The sequence below is a fragment of the Actinomadura sp. 9N407 genome (assembly GCF_044326315.1).
Lineage (GTDB): Bacteria > Actinomycetota > Actinomycetes > Streptosporangiales > Streptosporangiaceae > Spirillospora.
Genome location: NZ_JBIRAW010000014.1, coordinates 56,378 through 69,350, shown reverse-complemented (window position 1 = coordinate 69,350; position 12,973 = coordinate 56,378). Strand labels below are relative to the sequence as shown.

At 70.5% G+C, this 12,973-nt stretch carries 13 protein-coding genes; 6 read left to right on the top strand and 7 right to left on the bottom strand.

Annotated elements, in window-relative coordinates; translation table 11 throughout:
- Positions 1-33: 33 nt before the first annotated feature.
- Positions 34-453 (top strand): cupin domain-containing protein, encoded by a 420-nt coding sequence (locus tag ACH34Q_RS22820; RefSeq protein WP_395985045.1) that lies wholly within the window; start codon positions 34-36, stop codon positions 451-453.
- A gap of 135 nt (positions 454-588) precedes the next feature.
- Here ACH34Q_RS22820 and ACH34Q_RS22815 read toward each other — a convergent pair whose 3' ends face one another.
- The 3 genes from ACH34Q_RS22815 to ACH34Q_RS22805 all read right to left on the bottom strand — a co-directional run bounded on the left by ACH34Q_RS22815 (position 589) and on the right by ACH34Q_RS22805 (position 2,315).
- Positions 589-807 (bottom strand): hypothetical protein, encoded by a 219-nt coding sequence (locus ACH34Q_RS22815; RefSeq protein ID WP_395985044.1) that lies wholly within the window; start codon positions 805-807, stop codon positions 589-591.
- A 113-nt stretch (positions 808-920) separates the two neighbouring features.
- A complete protein-coding gene (locus ACH34Q_RS22810) occupies positions 921-1,628 on the bottom strand; it encodes a helix-turn-helix transcriptional regulator (RefSeq protein WP_395985043.1) in 708 nt (235 codons plus the stop codon).
- A gap of 84 nt (positions 1,629-1,712) precedes the next feature.
- Positions 1,713-2,315, bottom strand: coding sequence for a DUF2249 domain-containing protein (locus ACH34Q_RS22805; RefSeq protein WP_395985042.1), 603 nt, complete (start codon positions 2,313-2,315; stop codon positions 1,713-1,715).
- Between the two features lie 294 nt (positions 2,316-2,609).
- Here ACH34Q_RS22805 and ACH34Q_RS22800 point away from each other — a divergent pair, with 294 nt between their 5' ends.
- Positions 2,610-3,629 (top strand): DUF4331 family protein, encoded by a 1,020-nt coding sequence (locus tag ACH34Q_RS22800; protein ID WP_395985041.1) that lies wholly within the window; start codon positions 2,610-2,612, stop codon positions 3,627-3,629.
- A gap of 15 nt (positions 3,630-3,644) precedes the next feature.
- Here ACH34Q_RS22800 and ACH34Q_RS22795 read toward each other — a convergent pair whose 3' ends face one another.
- Positions 3,645-3,812, bottom strand: a complete 168-nt coding sequence (locus ACH34Q_RS22795) for a hypothetical protein (RefSeq protein WP_395985040.1) — start codon at positions 3,810-3,812, stop codon at positions 3,645-3,647.
- Positions 3,813-3,845: 33 nt separating this feature from the next.
- On the opposite strand from ACH34Q_RS22795, the gene ACH34Q_RS22790 reads away from it, so the two are divergent.
- Entirely contained in the window at positions 3,846-4,415 is a 570-nt protein-coding gene (locus ACH34Q_RS22790; protein ID WP_395985039.1) for a nuclear transport factor 2 family protein, read from the top strand.
- 237 nt (positions 4,416-4,652) lie between these two features.
- On the opposite strand, the gene ACH34Q_RS22785 is transcribed toward ACH34Q_RS22790, so the two are convergent.
- The 3 genes from ACH34Q_RS22785 to ACH34Q_RS22775 all read right to left on the bottom strand — a co-directional run bounded on the left by ACH34Q_RS22785 (position 4,653) and on the right by ACH34Q_RS22775 (position 9,369).
- Positions 4,653-5,543: a polysaccharide deacetylase gene (locus ACH34Q_RS22785; RefSeq protein WP_395985038.1), complete on the bottom strand. Its 891-nt coding sequence runs from the start codon at positions 5,541-5,543 to the stop codon at positions 4,653-4,655.
- A 33-nt stretch (positions 5,544-5,576) separates the two neighbouring features.
- Positions 5,577-8,336 (bottom strand): AAA family ATPase, encoded by a 2,760-nt coding sequence (locus ACH34Q_RS22780; protein ID WP_395985037.1) that lies wholly within the window; start codon positions 8,334-8,336, stop codon positions 5,577-5,579.
- A 499-nt stretch (positions 8,337-8,835) separates the two neighbouring features.
- Complete coding sequence (locus tag ACH34Q_RS22775; RefSeq protein WP_395985036.1) at positions 8,836-9,369, bottom strand: GNAT family N-acetyltransferase; 534 nt, start codon at positions 9,367-9,369, stop codon at positions 8,836-8,838.
- Positions 9,370-9,569: 200 nt separating this feature from the next.
- Here ACH34Q_RS22775 and ACH34Q_RS22770 point away from each other — a divergent pair, with 200 nt between their 5' ends.
- From ACH34Q_RS22770 to ACH34Q_RS22760, 3 genes are all read left to right on the top strand, one after another.
- Positions 9,570-10,094 (top strand): hypothetical protein, encoded by a 525-nt coding sequence (locus ACH34Q_RS22770; RefSeq protein WP_395985035.1) that lies wholly within the window; start codon positions 9,570-9,572, stop codon positions 10,092-10,094.
- Positions 10,091-10,918: a universal stress protein gene (locus ACH34Q_RS22765; protein ID WP_395985034.1), complete on the top strand. Its 828-nt coding sequence runs from the start codon at positions 10,091-10,093 to the stop codon at positions 10,916-10,918. Before ACH34Q_RS22770 ends, ACH34Q_RS22765 begins: the two co-directional genes overlap by 4 nt.
- A 337-nt stretch (positions 10,919-11,255) precedes the next feature.
- Positions 11,256-12,971 carry a GAF domain-containing protein gene (locus ACH34Q_RS22760; protein WP_395985033.1) on the top strand — a complete coding sequence of 572 codons (1,716 nt, stop codon included), beginning with the start codon at positions 11,256-11,258 and terminating at the stop codon, positions 12,969-12,971.
- Positions 12,972-12,973: the final 2 nt, after the last annotated feature.

Genomic DNA, 12,973 nt, shown 5'->3' with positions numbered 1-12,973 from the left:
CTCCTGCGTCCGGTCCAACGGCAGGGTGGAGGCATGAGCGATGAGCCGATAGAACTGCATGCTGCGCTGGCCTCCTTCACCGCTGTCTGGAGCCCGCGGATCGTCACGCGGGTGAACGACTACGACGTCCGGATCGCCAAGGTCAAGGGCGAACACCTCTGGCACGTCCACGCCGACACCGACGAGTTCTTCTTGGTGCTGGACGGCGAGTTGGCCATCGCCCTGCGCGATGGCGGCGACGACTCAGGCGGCGAACGGTCCGTCACCTTGCCCAAGGGGGCGGTGTTCGTCGTACCGCGCGGTATTGAGCACAAGCCGGCCTCGCCTGCAGGGGCTTCGATTTTGATGTTCGAGCCGACCGGCACCCTGACCGTGGGCGATCATCATGAGGCGGTGCCCTCTCATGTCGACGCCACCACGGGCCACGCTCTTTCCCGCCCACCTCAAGCGTGAGCTGGGCAGTTGTGGCCCGGGCTGTTTGGTCGCGAGACTGAGCTTCCCCCGTTCGGCGGCCACTTGACGCCTTAACAACATCGGATGTCTGGGTTGAGTCGACCAGTTCGTTGGCGTCATCGATCGCCGCGTTCCCTACGCCGAGCGCGACGGCCGCGCGCCACAGCAGCGCCGGATCGCCGAGGGCTCGGCGCGGGGGAGTTCGAGCAGCGCGAGCGGGTTGCCACGCGCCTCGAAGAGGAAGCGGTCGCGCACCCGCTCGTTCAGCCAGCTGGGGACGATGCGGCCGACGAGCATCCGGGCGTCGGGCAGTCCGCCGACCCCTCCATCGGAGGGGGGCCCGGCAGGACTCATGCATCTGATGCATTTGTATCCCGTTTTCGGTAGCCCGCTTATGGGGCTGACGGCTCCCTCGTCGTCTCGACCCGGAGTTGGGCTCTCAGGTCTGCCGGAGGCGGTTCGGACCGCTAGCGCGTGGGAGTCCGGCCCTCGGCTTCGGGGTTGTGATCGTTGTGGTGCAGGTGGGCGAGGCACAGGTTGGGTTCGACCAGCGGGTCCAGTCGTTCCGCGGTGATGGGGGCGTTCATTTCGGCGAGTGCGCCCTGGATGAGGCCCAGGTGGAGTGGACAGATGATGTCCTGGTGGCGTTCGGCGATCTCGCGGAAGGGGCAGTGCACGAGCTTGATCAGGACTGGGTCGCGGTCGGTGTCGGTCTGTGCTTGAAATCCGATCTTGGTGAGCAGATCGGTGAGGCGGTCGAGGATGCGCTCCGAGTCGAGCTGTTCGAAGGGGGCGGGCCGGTCGGTCAGGTAGCGTCCCCAGGCGTGGCCGGCCTGGGTTGCCGAAGCGGTGGGGTCGGGCATGGTTCCGGCGATGAGGCTGGTGAGGATCTGGGCCAGCAACTGGTAGCTGCGGACGCCGTCCTCGCTGGCGGAAGCGTGGTAGAGGGTGCGGGGCCGTCCGGGCTGGGAGCGCGCCTCAGCGGCGCGCTCGGCCAGGCCGGCTTCGACCAGCCCGTCGAGGTGGAAGCGGGCGGTGTTGAGATGCAGGCCGGTTCGTTCCGCGGCTTCCTGTGCTGTCAGCGGTCCGAACGCGCGCAGGGTGCGCAGCACGCCGGCGCGGCTGTCGCCGAGCGCCCCGTGGGGCTCGGCATCGACGAGATCACGCTTAGCCATACCCCCGATTTTATATGGAGATCGGTCGTTAGAACTAGTCATGCACCCAGTCCGCCCAGCCGGGTGTGGTGAACAGGAACGGGATCAGGTCTCCTGCCGTCGGGTGGGTTGCAGCGTCAGAGCCTGGCGGCGTTGGTGGACGGTCAGGTACGTGAGTCCGCGGGCGTCGGCGGTGAATTCCCGCTGGGAGTGCCGGGGGAGCAGCACGAGAGCTCCGGGGCGGAGCTCCAGGGCGCCGAGTTCGGTGCGGAGGCTTCCCGCGCCGTCCAGGACGTGGAGCAGCACATCGAGGTCGGGGCCGGCGTGGGAGGCGATGACCCCGTTCGGCGGCAGGTGGATGATATTGGAGTCCAGGTCGCGTTCGCGGGTGCGGAGCTTCCAGATCGCGCCGGTCGTGTCGGCGGCACCGGTGTCGGCGACGTCCGCGGTGTCGTACAGCACCCGGGGCAGCGGGTTGGTGGCCAGCTTGCCGATGCGGATCCGCCATTCCTTGGGTCCCCTGGCGACGTACTCCCAGCGGTAGCCGCCTGGGTGGTCGATCTCGAACTCCTCCCGCAGATGCCGCGGGTCGTGGTTGTTGACCAGTACGAACGACTCGCCGACGGCGAGGTCCGCGTAGGTGGCGAAGATCGTCGGGTGCTTGTCGGGCTTGCGCAGCGTGCGCACGTCCAGCTCAAGATCGGGCACGGCCGTCCTCTCGTCTTGTTTTGATCGTTTATACAAGTATGTTCGTGCAAATTCAACCGCCGCCGCCCGTCGCCGCGGCGCCACCGCAGTGAGGTCGAGCAAGGTGTGGACCCGCCGCCAAGCTTCGACCACGTAGCCGCAGGCCACGCCAGGGCCGCGCGAGGGGCCGCCACGTGACTGTCACAGGCACGGCCACTGCGCGGTCATATGTGCAGCCGCCTGACAGACATCGCGCGTGGGAGGCCTGCCAAAGCGTGCGGGTGTTCCCGTCGGCACTCAACGTAGGAGGAGACCATGTCGCACCACCTCGACTCACCGGCCTCGCGCCGGGACCCGCGACTGAACGTGACCGACGTCTACGTGTTCGACGGCCAGGACGCGACCGTCATGGCCATGATCGTGAACACCTCACTGGCCGGCGCCGGCCGCACCCCGGGCTTGCACCCCGAGGGCCGCTACGAGTTCAAGATCCACCTCGACGGTTCGGCGACCGAACAGCTGACCTACCGATTCTCGTTCGGCCCGGTCGGCCCGACGGGGACCCAGCAGGTCGCCATCGACCGGCTGACCGGTGCCGATGACGCTGCCGGCACTCGCATCACCGAGGGCACAACCGGCCAGGTGGTCACCGGCTCCGGCGTGCGTAGCTGGACCGGCGCCGCGCTCGACCCGTTCTACCTCGACCTGCGCCATCTCGCGCACATCCTGGACGGATTGCAGAACGAGAAGCCGATCGACAACGGCGAATGGAGCCCGGAGCAGGCGGCCAGCAGCTTCACCGGCTCACAGATCTGCGCCATCGTGCTGGAGATCGGGCACGGCGACGGTGAGCTGCGGCCGGGCCGCCGGATCGGCGTCTGGGGCCGCGCGTTGCTCGCCACCGACGCCGGCGGCTGGCGCCAGGTCAACCGGGCCGGCATCCCGATGGTCTGGCCGCTGTTCCGGGCGCTGGGCGGCGACGATGACAGCGCGGAGTACCGGCGTGACACCATCGCGCAGCCGGCCGACGACCCGGCCAACGACGCCGGCCGGATCGCGGCCTTCGTCGCCGCGGCCGTGCGCCGCACCGGCATCGGGAACCCGGAGGGCTACGGCCGCGCCGTCGCGGCCTGGATACTGCCCGACATCCTGCCGTACGAGGTCGGCACCCCTGCGGCATTCAGTTTCGCCGGCTTCAACGGCCGCGGGCTGGCCGACAACGCCCCCGAGGTGATCTACGGCCTCATCACCAACTCGGCCATCCCCACCGGCCTCGTCGCCGAATCGGCGGCCGAGACCCGCCAGGAGGGATTCCCGTTTGTCGTCCCTGCGTAAGCCTGGCCCGCCTGCTCACTCCGGGGCCAGGCAACGGGTTTCGTCACGCAGGTCGTAGAAGAGGGTGTCGTCGGGGTCGCCGAACAACGGTCCGGGGACGGCCGGCGGGACATCCAGCGCGCCGGGCCCGTTGGCGGGCACGAGATCGGGGCAGCCGGGCACGAGTCGGCGGCAGCCAAGCACGCGTTCGTCCTCGCCGAGGGCGACTTCCGCTGGGTGCAGTACCGGCTCGGCGCGATCTCACCGGAGCGGGAACGCCAATTGCGCGCCGAGCGTCTGGCCCGGGGGACCGGCCCACACGCTGACCCGGCGGTCGGCGGCCGCGTCGCCGAGGCGAACGGCTCAGTGGAGACTGAACTCGTTGCCCTCGATGTCCTGCATCACGATGGTGGACTCATCGACGCGGGCTGCCAGAGCAACGAGCAAGTCGAACTCGTCCAGCCGCTGCTGGGCGGGGCGAGCGGGCGAGCTCAGGCCGTGGCGGAGGTGCGTCGGCTGCTGGCGTTCTTGCCCGACGCGACTGGAGAGGTGCTGGACTGGGCCGGTGCCGAGGACGTGGTGTTCATCGACCTGCGGATCACCGGGACGGTCGGCGGGAAACCATTGTCCTTCCGCACCCTCGACAAGCTCCGGATCGATCGATCCGGCCAGATCGTGCGCCGTGATGCGTTCTTCGACTCGGTGCCCTTGCTGCTGACCCTCACCCGCCGGCCATCGGCATGGCTGCCGTGGTGGCGTTCCGGCATCGGCCCGTTGGCCTCCCGCCGTCGCCTGCTGCGAAACTAACAGTTCAACACTCGGCATGGTCGAGGCGACCTGGCCTTCCGCGGCCTGTGCCGCGGCGAATCTTGCGGCCTGCAACTCCACCGGCTCCGTGCCCGGACATCGACTTCCCCGCCCAATGGGAACTCTTCGCCGATCGCTTCTTCCAAGCGGGCACGGCCTCGGACACCCTCTGACCAGGCAGTCCAGACAGAGTGCACGCAAGCGCAAGGTCGGATGATGATCCGAAGTGCGCCAGGATCATGAGCCCTGCTGCAGGACGTACTCGGCGACCTGGGCGTGGGTGGCGTACCAGACGCCCTGCTGTGCGTCGATGTGCTCCAGCAGCTCGCGCAGTACGGCCATGCGGGAGCGGTGGCCGATGATGTGCGGGTGCATGGTGAGCTGGAACAGCCCGCCCTCCTCGAGCGCGGCGTCGAACTCGTCGCGCCAGATCCCCGCCACCTCCCGCGGCGGCGGGCACGCCCGCAGCATGCCGTCGTGCTCCAGCAACATGTAGGGGACGTCGTCTCTGATCCATTCGACCGGGATCTCCACGACGCCGGTGGGCTCGCCGTCGGCCAGCAGTTCGTACGGCTCGTCGTCGGCCATGAGGGAGGAGTCGTAGAGCAGGCCCAGCTCCCGCGTTATGGCCAGGGTGTGGTCGGAGAAGTCCCACGCCGGAGTGCGGATGCCGACCGGGCGGGTGCCCGACAGATTCTCCAGGGTGTCGGCCGCGCGCAGGGCGAGCTCGCGCTCGTCGGCCGGATCCAGCAGCCTGTTGCTCTCGTGGATCCAGCCGTGCATGGCGATCTCGTGGCCGGCGGCGACGTAGTCGCGTACCTCCTCCGGGTACAGCAGTGCCGAGACCCCCGGAATGAAGAACGAGGCCGGGATGCCGAAGCGCTCCAGCAGGCGAAGCACGCGGGGGGCGCCGACGCGGGAGCCGTACTCACCCTGGGCGAGTCTGCCCGGCGCGGTATCGCCGGTGCGCAAGGTGATCGTCTCGTGGTCGCAGTCGAAGGAGAGCGCGACCGCGACGCGGGCGCCTCCCGGCCAGGAGGCGGGGTGCAGGGAGCGGCCGGCGCGGACCCGCGCCACGTGGCCACGCCAGGTCTGCTCGTCCCACTGCCAAGGCTGCTGTCCGGCCATGTGAGGTTCTCCGTTTCGCAGGGGTGGAGCGGCCTACGCGCCGTCGTGGTCCTGGACGGGCAGCGCCTGTGCGAGCTGGTTGCGAGAGGTGATGGCGAGCTTGGTGAACACCTTGCTCAGGTGGTATTCGACGGTGCGCGGGCTGAGGAACAGCTGGGCACCGATCTCCGGGTTCGACAGGCCCTTCCGCGCCAGTCGGGCGATCTGACCTTCCTGAGGAGTGAGGCCGTCGGGCGTGCCCGCGGTGCGCTTGCGGACGGTATCGCCGGCGGCCAGGAGTTCGCGGTGGGCGCGGTCGGCGAAAGCTTGGGCGCCGAAACCCTGCAGCATCTCGTAGGCGGTGCGCAGGTGCTCGCGCGCGTCGAGGCGCCGGTTCTCGCGACGCAGCCACTCGCCGTACACCAGGTGGGTGCGGGCGAGGTATACGGCGGCCCGGCTGCGCTGAAGGCGTTCGATGGCCTCGCGGTACAGCAGGTCGGCGGCCTGGCCGCCGGAGAGCAGCGCCTTCGACCGGGCGAGCACGCCGAGGGCCCAGTCGGTGCCGCTGGCGGTGGTGCGTTCCTCGAGCCGTCGCAACGCGGTCGTGGCCGCTTCGGGGGTGTTGCTGTAGGCGGCCGCCTCGACCAGCTCGACGAGGACGTACCCGGTGAGCCCGAGATCGTCGTGCTCGCACGCCCGTTCCGCCTGGGCCAGAGCGTCCTGGTACTTGCCGATGGCGTTGTACGCCAACGCGCTCATGAAGAAGCACCCGCTGATCGCTCGCCCCTCACCCCAGGTACTCGACCATTCGGCGGCGGCCTCGAACTGCGCCAGTGCCTCGGCATCGCCACGCCAGCCCAGGAGCAGGCTGGAGGCGAAGCCGTAGTAGGCGTGGCCGGTCACCTTCAAGATCGCGTCGGACTCCTCGACGAGCGCGGCCGCCGCGTCGAACTGGCCGGCGTAAATGTGTACGGCGGCGCGGTAGGTGAGGGCTTGGGGAAGGAAGCTGAGCGCGCCGATCTCGCGAGCCGCCTGGACCGCGTACGCGGCCAGCTCGTGCAAGGTCTGGTCGTCCCACAGGTCCGCGGCGACCAGGTGGGTCAGCCAGAGCCGGCGCATGTTGTCGTCCGGATTGCGTTGGGCTTCCTGCCGAAACGTCAGCAGGACACGCTTCAACCGCGGCGCCGACTCGCCGAAGCCCTCGGCGAACCGCGCCACCAGCCCGTCGAGCAGTGCGTCGACCGGTCGTGCGGGCTGAGGTCCCGCAGGCGCGGTGCGGGCGGCCTCGGCCACTGTTCGCAGAAGACCGGGTTCGCCCAGCCTGCCGGCGAAGACCGCTGATCCGATGGCGTCGACGTAGGCCTCACGTGCCTGTCCCGCATCGACGCGGGCCAGCCGGTCGGCCGCCTCCAGCAGCGGCGGCAGGGCTTCACCGCCGCGCCTGCGCGCGAAGACGACCTGGGCGCGCAGCCAGGCCGCCCGTCCCCGCTGGAATTCGGTCAACGGGCCCATCTCCGCGGAGGTGAGCAGTTCCAGCGCCATGTCCGGGGCGCCGGCGCCGAAGGTGGCCTGTGCCGCCGCCAGCGCCCTTGCTCCGCGTCTGGCCGGATCGGGCGTCAGCTCGGTCGCCCGCCTCAGGAACGCCGCCGCCGCCGCGATGCCGCCGCGTACCTGGGCCCGGTCGGCCAGCTGCTCCAGCTCACCGGCCACGGACTCGTCAGACTCCAGTGCCGCGTGCGCGCGATGCCAGGCCCGGCGATCGGGGGCGGATGCGGGATCGGTCGCCGCGGCCAGTGCTCCGTGCGCCGCCCGCCGCTCCGACAACGACGCGGCCGAGTACACCGCCGACCGCACCAGGGGATGCCGGAACCGCGCCCACGCCCCGAGCTCCAGCAACCCATCGGCCTGCGCGGGCTCCACCGCGGAAGCGGGAACCCCGAGCCGCCCGGCCGCGCGCCAGATCAGCACGGGGTCGCCGGTCGGCTCGGCCGCCGCGATCAGCATGAGCGACCGGGTCTCGGCCGGCAGCGCCGCCAGCCGCCGGCGGAAGCCCTCTTCGACCCGCGCCGGGACCGCCTGAGCCTCCACCAACCCGAACCCGCCGGCCAGCTGCGCGGGGCTCATCCCGCGCGGCAGTTCCAGCAGCGCCAGCGGGTTCCCGTTCGTCTCGGCCAGGATCCGGGCCCTGATCCGTTCGTCCAGCGGAAAGCGGACCACCGAGCGCAGCAGCGCCTGCGCGTCCTGCTCGGCCAGGCCGCGCACCTCCAGATCCACCAGCCCGTGGAACTGCTCGCCCGGCTCGCGCGCCGCGAAGATCAGTCCCACCGGCTCGGCCAGCAGCCGCCGGGCGACGAACGCCAGCACCTGGGCCGACGACTGGTCCAGCCACTGCGCATCATCGATCACGCAGAGCAGGGCGCGCTCCTCCGCCGCCTCCGCCAGCAGGGTCAACACCGCCAGCCCGATCATGAACCGGTCAGGCGCGTCCCCCGTGTGCAGCCCGAACGCGACCGCGAGCGCGTCACGCTGCGGGCCGGGAAGCTTCTCGATCCGGTCCAGGAGCGGCGTGAGCAGAAGATGCAGGCCGGCGAACGCCAGCTCCATCTCCGATTCCGCCCCTACGGTGCGAACCACGCGCATATCGGTTGCCCGTCCCACCGTATGCCGCAGCAGGGCCGACTTGCCCACGCCCGCCTCTCCACGCAGCACCAGGACCCGCCCGCGTCCGGAGCGCACATCCCCCAGCAGGCCATCCAGCTCAGCTCGCTCTCGCTCCCGATTCAGCAGCGGCGCGCGCCCAGACAGCGTCCCCATGCCTCGCATGCCCCCGTTCAATGCCCATCCGTCGGCGCGACCGAATCAGCAGCCTTTGGGAGCTTTGCCAGGATGCCACTTCCGTCCGACTTCGATCAAGAGTCGCCCGATAGCGCCCCAACTGTATCGATATGGGTGTTCCGCATTCCTTCACGGCCCCATCGACGGCAGGCTGCGGCCGGGCGGCATGCGGGCAGGAACCGCAGGCCGTGCATGCGTGCGGTGTCGTCGGAGGGGCGTAGCGGACGGGGCGGGAGGATGCCGCGCTCGCCATCGGGCCTCGAAGCGGGCCATCCGGCCGGCCGTTTCAGTGGCGCACCGGTCTCCGGTGCTGGTCCGTACACGCGCACGATGGCGATGAAGGGGACCCGCGGTGGCCGAAGGGGTCCTTGTCGATCACATGCCGCCCGGTGCGGGTCTGCACGTTCCGGGCTTCGCCGAAACCGGCGTTCAGGATTCGGGGGGGAGTCCAGCGGAACGGGAACCTTCGACCATCGGTTCAGGAACGTGGCAGGTCGCCAGGGCGCAAGCGGTACTCCTGGAGCCGTAGCCGGCGATACTTGTCCGTTTCGCCGACCCATTCCATGCCGATCCGCTCGACCGTCGCGGCGGCGCGCTTGTTCGCCGGCCGGACGAGCGAGACCACCTCTTCAAGCCCCTGAGCGAACGCCCACCGCGCCACGATCAGCCCGGCCTCGGTGGCGTAGCCGTGGCCCCAGGCTCCGGGGTGGAGTTGCCACCCCATCTCGTACGCCTCGTCGGGGGACAGCGGCAGCAGGGTCGCGCCGCCGACCAGGGTGCCGGTCTCGCGGCTCTCGATCGCCCACCGGCCACCGGGTACATCCAGCCGCGCGGCGTCGTCGATCCACCGCTGCAGCACCTGGTGCATGGCCGCCAGGTCCGGTACGCGCTCCATCGCCGGGCTGAGCCAGCGCGCGACGTCGGCGGTGCCGTAGACGCCGAGCGCGGCGTCGGCGTCGTCCACCGTCCACGGCCGAAGGACCAGGCGTTCGGAGAGCAGTCTGTGCGTCATCTCGTGTCCCTCGATGGAGCAGGCCGCAGGGCCGCGGTCGAGTTGGGGGATCCGTCGACGCCGACGATCACGCATCGCCGGGCGGGCGTCAGCTGCATGTGGACCTCCTTCGTAGGTTCCCCATCCCAGCCCAGCGCGCGGGCCGGCCCCAGAGCCGAGCGACCCGAACGCACCGGGCCTTTGGTCCTTTCCGGATGTGAATGGCCGGGGACGTTCGCGAGGACGAAGGTCTCTATCTGGCCGGGTCAGATATTCGCAGCATTGGCGGTATCCGCAATCGTCGATGGAGCACGAAGAACATGCGCTCAATTGCAGAACTCCAGATTCCCGACCCGCTTCGCCGGCACCATCGGCGCTGCCTGGCCGCGATGACGCGCCTCACGTTGGCGGTGGACGAGCCGTTCCCGGGCCAGGACCACGGCGCTGTGGCGGCGGAGGCGGTCACCGAACTCCGTGCCGCGGCCCTCATTCTCCAGTGCATCCGAGCCGAGGCCGGCGAGAACGCACCGATCGCGCGTTTCCTGACATGCCGTCTCGATCGGCTGGCGGTCGGGGCCGACGGCATCACGGCGGCGTCCACCGCGGGCGACCTGGCCGTGCTCCGGCGCCGCGTCATCCAGTTCCGGGCGCTGGTGGCGTCGATGTGGAAGGTGCAACTCGCCGTCGGCGCGAAGCCGCCGGGCCGCCCGGCTCGACCGGTAGCGAGGGAGAGGGCCTACCGGTGAACGCCGCATCGTACGTGCTCGTCGGCTACGACGGACTCCCGGCGAGCGAGCACGCCCTGCGATGGGCGGTACGGGAGGCGCGGCTGCGCAGGCTTGGGCTGCGTGTCGTTCATGCGTGGTACTGGCCTTATCCGGCCGAATACGACGATTACCAGGTCAGGGCGATCGTCAGGCGGACGGGCGAGCATGTTCTCGACCGTGGGGTGGCACTCGCCCGGCGGATGGCGCCCGAGGTGCGAGTGCGCAAGCGGTTGATGGACGGGCCGCCCCATGCGGCGCTGATGTCCGAGGGGCACGACGCCGAGCTGATCGTGGTCGGCTCGCACGAGAAGGGCGTGCTGCCCGTGGGATCCACGGCATCGTGGCTGCCCGCCCGCGCGCACCGTCCCGTGGTGGCCGTACGCACGAGCGGGTTCGAGCATGCCGTCGTATGCGTGGACGGTGCGGCCGGCGGCGAGAGGGCGCTGGCCTTCGCCTTCGAGCAGGCGGCCCTGCGCGGGTGGCGGCTGGACGCCGTCTGCGGAAGCCGGGACCCGGACTCGGTGCAGGACCGCGGGCCGTTCGACGACGACGAGTTCAGGTGGGGCGCCGCCCGGCTTGAGCGGGCGGTGCGGCCGTGGCTGGAGAAGTACCGGGTGAACGTGCGCCTGGCGGTGCTGCCGAAGACGCCCCGCGAGGCGATGCTCGAGGCAGCCGCGAGCGCCGGTCTGGTGGTGGTCGGCCACCGGGGCGCGACCGGTCCGGATCCACTGGGGCTGACTGCGACCAGCGGTGCACTACTGCGCAACGCGCCGTGCACGGTCGCGGTCGTTCGGGCGGAGTAACGGCCTATGGCGTTCGGTCGCCCCCGAGCCACCGAACGCCATAGGGCGAGGGTCACGCGTACGGGCGGCGCTGTGCGGCGAGGTCGTCGGTGCGCCAGTCGAGGTGGGAGCACGCGGACACGACTTCTTCTGCTCGCTATGGCGGCGTGCCGTAGTGAAGGTGGGCACCCCTGGGACGGGATCGGGATGCTGGACGTGATCTTGACCCCGCTGTTCTTGGGAGCGTTCCCAAACATGGCTGGTGATGGTGAAATAGGAGCGGGCCGTTCGAGTTGCCAGGAGGCCGATGTCCCGTGGGCGAAGAATCCACGCTTGATGCGCGCGGGGGCACTGGCTGATGCCAGAGGGGCACCACTCCGGCGATGAGCACGCCGGGCCGATCCTGCCGCAGCTCCAGATGGACGCCCTCTTGGCGGAATCGCCGACGCGGCCGGACACGGCGCGCGGAACGCGGGACCGGATGCACGCGCTCTTGGAGGCCGTGGTCTCCATTGGTGGCGAGCTGGACCTGAACACGGTGCTGCGCCGGATCACCGAGGCGGCCTCCACGCTGGTCGAGGCCCGGTACGCGGCGCTGGGAACGATATCTGACGAGGGTGAGCGGCCGGCGCACTTCGTCACCGTGGGGCTGACGGACGAGGAGATCGAGGCGATCGGGTCCTGGCCGCACGGTCACGGCATCCTCGGCCTGCTGATCAGCGAGCCGCGGCCGCTGCGGCTGGCGGACCTCGCCGACCATCCCGAGTCGCACGGCTTTCCCGCCGACCATCCGCCGATGCGCAGCTTCCTGGGGGTACCGATCCGGGTACGGGGCGAGGTGTTCGGCAACCTGTACATGACCGAGAAGGCCGGCGGCGGGCCGTTCGAGCCCGAGGACGAGATCGTGGTCGCCGCGCTGGCCACGGCGGCCGGGGTGGCGATCGAGAACGCCCGGCTGTACGAGGAGACGCGGTGGCGCGAGCGATGGCTGGAGGCGGCGGCGGAGGTGTCCACCACGCTGCTGTCGGGCACCGACCCTGACGAGGCGATCGCCCTGGTGGTGCTACGGGTCCGGGAGATCACCGGGGCCGCCCTGGCGGCGATCGCCCTGGCCGATGAGGCGGCAGGGGAGCTCGTGGTGGTCGCGGCCGACGGCGAACACGCCGATGTGCTGAAGGGGCTGCGCCGCCCCGTGGACCAAGCCCTCGTGGGCAGCGTCTACGCCACCGGTACGCCTCTGCGGCTGGCCGATGCCGGAAAGCCTCTCCCGGACTCGAAGGTGGACGCCGGCCCGCTGCTGTCGGTCCCGCTGGGCCAGGGAGCCGCGGTGCGTGGCGTGCTGACGGTGATCAACCCACCCGGCGGCACGCCGTTCAGCGATTCGGCGCAGCGGCTCCTGGAGGCTTTCGCGGCGCAGGCGGCGGTGGCACTGGAGCTGGCCGACCGGCGCCGCGACGCCGAGCGGCTGACGTTGCTGGAGGACCGCGACCGGATCGCCCGGGACCTGCACGACACGGTGATCCAGCAGCTGTTCGCCACCGCGATGTCGCTGATGAGCGCGATCAAGATGACCCGGCGCCCTGAGGTCGCGGCCCGGATCCAGCGGTCGGTGGACGACCTGGACGGCACCATCCGCCAGATCCGTTCCACCATCTTCGCCCTGCAGGCCACCGCGGACATGGAAGAGACCCTGCGCAGCCGCCTGCACTCGGTGATCGACGCCGCCACCGAGCATCTGGGCTTCGCCCCGTCCCAGCGCTTGGACGGGTTGATGGACACCCTCGTCCCGGACGAGATCGCGGAGCATCTGCTCGCGGTGGTGCAGGAGGCGCTGTCCAACATCGCCCGGCATGCGCGCGCCACCGAGGCCGCCGTGGTGATCGAGATCGGCGACGACCTGGTGCTGCGGGTCGAGGACGATGGCGTCGGCATCCCCGAGAACGGCCGCCGCAGCGGGCTGCGCAACATGCGGCAGCGGGCCCGGACCCTGCGCGGCTCGTTCGACGTCGGCCCGCGCCCCGAAGGGGGCACGGCCCTGTGCTGGAGCGTTCCCCTGGATCACGGAGCGGAGTAGGT